Source organism: bacterium (assembly GCA_024226335.1).
Classification (GTDB): Bacteria; Myxococcota_A; UBA9160; order SZUA-336; family SZUA-336; genus JAAELY01.
The window spans coordinates 1-3,530 of record JAAELY010000001.1 but is presented as its reverse complement, the minus strand read 5'-3'; the positions used below and the strand labels follow the sequence as shown (position 1 = coordinate 3,530).

Annotated in this window: 4 protein-coding genes; all 4 read right to left on the bottom strand. The window is 61.4% G+C overall.

Features of this window, described 5'->3' with window-relative positions:
* Window positions 1-144 precede the first annotated feature (144 nt).
* The 4 genes from GY725_00020 to GY725_00005 all read right to left on the bottom strand — a co-directional run bounded on the left by GY725_00020 (window position 145) and on the right by GY725_00005 (window position 3,451).
* Window positions 145-2,238 (bottom strand): recombinase family protein, encoded by a 2,094-nt coding sequence (locus tag GY725_00020; GenBank protein MCP4002554.1) that lies wholly within the window; start codon window positions 2,236-2,238, stop codon window positions 145-147.
* Complete coding sequence (locus GY725_00015; GenBank protein ID MCP4002553.1) at window positions 2,235-2,522, bottom strand: hypothetical protein; 288 nt, start codon at window positions 2,520-2,522, stop codon at window positions 2,235-2,237. The genes GY725_00020 and GY725_00015 overlap by 4 nt, the downstream gene beginning before the upstream one ends.
* Window positions 2,519-2,986 (bottom strand): helix-turn-helix domain-containing protein, encoded by a 468-nt coding sequence (locus GY725_00010; GenBank protein ID MCP4002552.1) that lies wholly within the window; start codon window positions 2,984-2,986, stop codon window positions 2,519-2,521. The genes GY725_00015 and GY725_00010 overlap by 4 nt, the downstream gene beginning before the upstream one ends.
* A gap of 216 nt (window positions 2,987-3,202) precedes the next feature.
* A complete protein-coding gene (locus GY725_00005; protein MCP4002551.1) occupies window positions 3,203-3,451 on the bottom strand; it encodes a hypothetical protein in 249 nt (82 codons plus the stop codon).
* Window positions 3,452-3,530: the final 79 nt, after the last annotated feature.

Here is a 3,530-nt window from a genome sequence, read left to right as displayed (position 1 = left end):
CGACGCGTTGGATGGATTCCTGTTGGGCAAGACCCACCTCATCATGGATCGCGATCCGATCTTCACTGCCAGTGTCCGGGCCATGCTCAGGCACGCTGGAGCGAAACCTGTTCGCCTGCCGCGCCGCAGTCCCAACCTGAAGGGCTATGCTTCACACTGCACCTCATTGGTACCGTTCGGTACGACGTTGGGTAAAGGGGGTCGTTCTGAGAGTTTTAGGCCCTGGGCTTTGACCGGCGGGTCCTCGCCGGGATGTTCGTACAAGCACTCGTTCTTGTCTGTGTAGGCATGGGCCCGCAACAGTCCATGGCTACGCCATGTTTTCACGGTCGCGGTTGATACACCAAGTAAGTCAGCCATTTCGTCGACGGTGAGCATGCCCGCATTTCGCAGGCGATCATACCTCGTCCTCATCTGATAGCCGCGACGTATTCGCGCCACGATGCGAGCGTGGAAGCGTTTACCTTCTCCCGATACACGACCCCTGTCGTTGAGGATCTTCGCGATCTCGGCCTCGGTATGATCATCGAGTAGGGTATCAATCTCGGCGACAACCTGCTTCGATGTTTGACGCATCTCCCATGCTGTTGGCGGAGTGGGCAGCTCGAGCTGTCGTGTCGCGCCGCCGCGAAAGCGGACACCGAGGATAATCACATCGCCTTTCGTCAGTGTGACGTCCTCGATGAGTAACCGCACCATGCGTTTGCGTTCACGTTGAGGCGTCTTCGGATCGTTCCATAGCCTTGGGAAATCGGCAGCCAGGGCGAGGATCTCTTTCCGTTGCTCGTCGCTGATCCGTTGGTGATCTTCCTGCCGACGTCGCTCGCACTCCTCTTGTGCATCATGCAGCCCACGCAGCTTTTCGTTCCACTCGGCCTCGAGGACATCCGCCACGAGGCGATTGCCTGGATCGACTTCGATGAAGCGGCGTCGGGCCAGATCACTCTCCTGTCGTGCTCGTTCCACGCGCTGGCCCCGTAGAGCATCGGCCTCATGGATCCGCACATCGAGCTCTGCCTGGACTTTCAAGGCTACCTCCAGGGTCACGGGGGTAACCGCCTCCACGAGTAATTCGCCGATGGCCCGATCGATACCCGCGCCCGGGATCTGCTGGCATTTTCGTGTCGCGGTGTCGATGGCCTTGCGCTGGCAAACGTACTCGGGCCACTGCTCACCCTTGCGCGTGTGATAGCGGACAGTAATCCGATTGCCACACAGGCCGCAGACGACCAGGCCCTGCATCAATGCTGGTCCTTCGCGCGGTGGACTCTTGCGTCGCTCGGAGCCGTGGGCCTGTGCATTGCCCCGTAGCTGTCTCCGATTGGCCTCGAATTGATCCCAGGTGATGTACCCCGGGTGTGCGTCGAGCAATAGTGCGGTCCACTCCTCCCGCGGAAGTGACTTGATCTCGACGGTGCCGTCGACGCGCTTGCGCGTGTGGGTCCGGCCGAAACAGAACGCGCCGGCATAGCGAGGGTTGTGCAGCACCCTCAGGACACGCCAGTGCAGCAGCGACTCCCACAGCAGCGCTCCCTTGTGTGGCCCGTAGCGTGGCCGGCGCGGAAATCGTAGACCTTGCTCGCGGAAATGCTTGACCGTCGCTGAAGCCGTACCCGTGCGCTCGAAGGTCTCGAACAGGTGTTCGAAGCTCCGCTGGACCTGGGCATCGGGATCGAGCACCACGTTGCCATCCGGATCGTACAGCAGGCCGACGGGTAGCGGGGTTTGTAGCGCACCTCGGCGTGCCTGGTTCAGAATGCCGCCACGCAGTCGCGCCCGCATCACGTGCAGCTCTGCCTCGCTCATCGTGCCCTTGAGGCCAAGCAACAGACGGTCGTTGAAATCACTCGGGCTATAGATCCCGTCCTCGTCAAGAATCAGCGTGTCCGTCAGCGCACAGATCTCCAACAGTCGGTGCCAATCGGTGGAGTTGCGCGCCAGCCGCGAAACCTCCAGGCCGAGCACGATCCCGGCTCGGCCCATGCCGACCTCGCCGACGAGCTTCTGAAAACCCTCTCGGTCGACACTCGAGGCTCCGGACTGCCCCAGGTCGGAGTCGATCACGATCACTCGCTCGATGGGCCATCCCATCGCCACCGCGCGCTCCCGCAATGCGTACTGACGCCTCGTACTCTCGGTATTCTCGAAGACCTGGCGCACGGTCGATTGGCGAACGTACAGGTATGCATCGCGTCGCAGATGGTCCGGGGTCACCTTCTGGTGGGTATTCCCGCTCATGCGTGCACCTCCGGTATCTGACTCAGAGCCATGGCTGCGAGCACGTTGATCAGATCCGTGCTGGTACTGTCAGCCAGTGGCGACCTGGACCGCCGGGATCTCTCGGTAGAGGGTGCCGGCGCGGGCACTTTCGACCACTGCTCGACCCAGGCGGCCAGCCCCTGACGCAGCAGAATGGCCAGGCCGAGCCGACCTGTAAGGATCTGCCGCTCCACCGTATGTCGTCGGAGTTCCTCGTAGCGCGTGACATGCCCCGGAGTACTCTGCCGGGGCGCCGCACTCATGGCTGGCGTTTTTTTTCCTGGCGAGCCAGAGCTCGTTCGATGCTGCGTGGATGAGTTGAGATGCCAAAGCGTTTCTTGACCCACGCGGCCAGGGTCGCTGCGTCTGAGTCCGGCTCCTGATCCAGCGCGTTGCGCAGGGCTTCGACGATCTCTTCGGACAACTTGTGGGCCCGGCGCGGGCCCGGCTTTCTTGGCAGCAACGCGGGCAGCCCACCCTCTTCGTAGACCTCCTGAGCGCGATAGAAGGACGGACGCGATAGTCCGAAGCTTGCCGCGGCCTGGCTCACCGTGTGCCCGTCCACCCGGACACGGCGCAGCATCTCGTATTTGACCTGCAGGAAGTCCCGAGGGTCGAAGAACTCGGTGGAACGGAACAACTCGTCCGAGACCTTCTCCGGGTGAGGATGGAGACAGCCTTGCTGGCGGAGGGAATCGGCCTTGGGGTCGGGTTTGCGTGGTGGCATGATCGACTCCTCGCTGATGTGTAATTGTGATTATGCCGCACTGAAGCCAGCAGTCAAGACAAATATGCCGACGCTTGACCTGTAATGCCACTAAATTAGGAACATAACCCAGGATCCGGGGCGAACCCCAGGAACCTCCTGGCATAATTGTATTTACATAAACGGCGTAATTGCCTTTACGCACGATCCCCCCATCATTCCTGTCGCGCAGCGCCCTCATCGCTCGGTCTTTCGGGCCAGCTTGACGAGTTCGAGCAGGTCGCCCACGCGATACATCGACCGACCGTCAGAGATGACAACCAGTGGATCGTCGCCGCACATGCTCGTCCAGCGCGCAGGAATCGACCGCAGACCCTCGCCTTCATCCAGGTAGAAGACCCGATCCTCACCCCAGCACTGGCGGTGTGAACGATCTCCGGAATCCGTAGTTTTCTGGACCTTTCGCCGGGAGAGAGCAGCCGACATCATCGGCGCCGCGCTTGCGCGGCGCTGCGATCGAATCGGTTAGGGTAGGTGGTCGCGGGTGGAAAAAGTAAACCCCGAT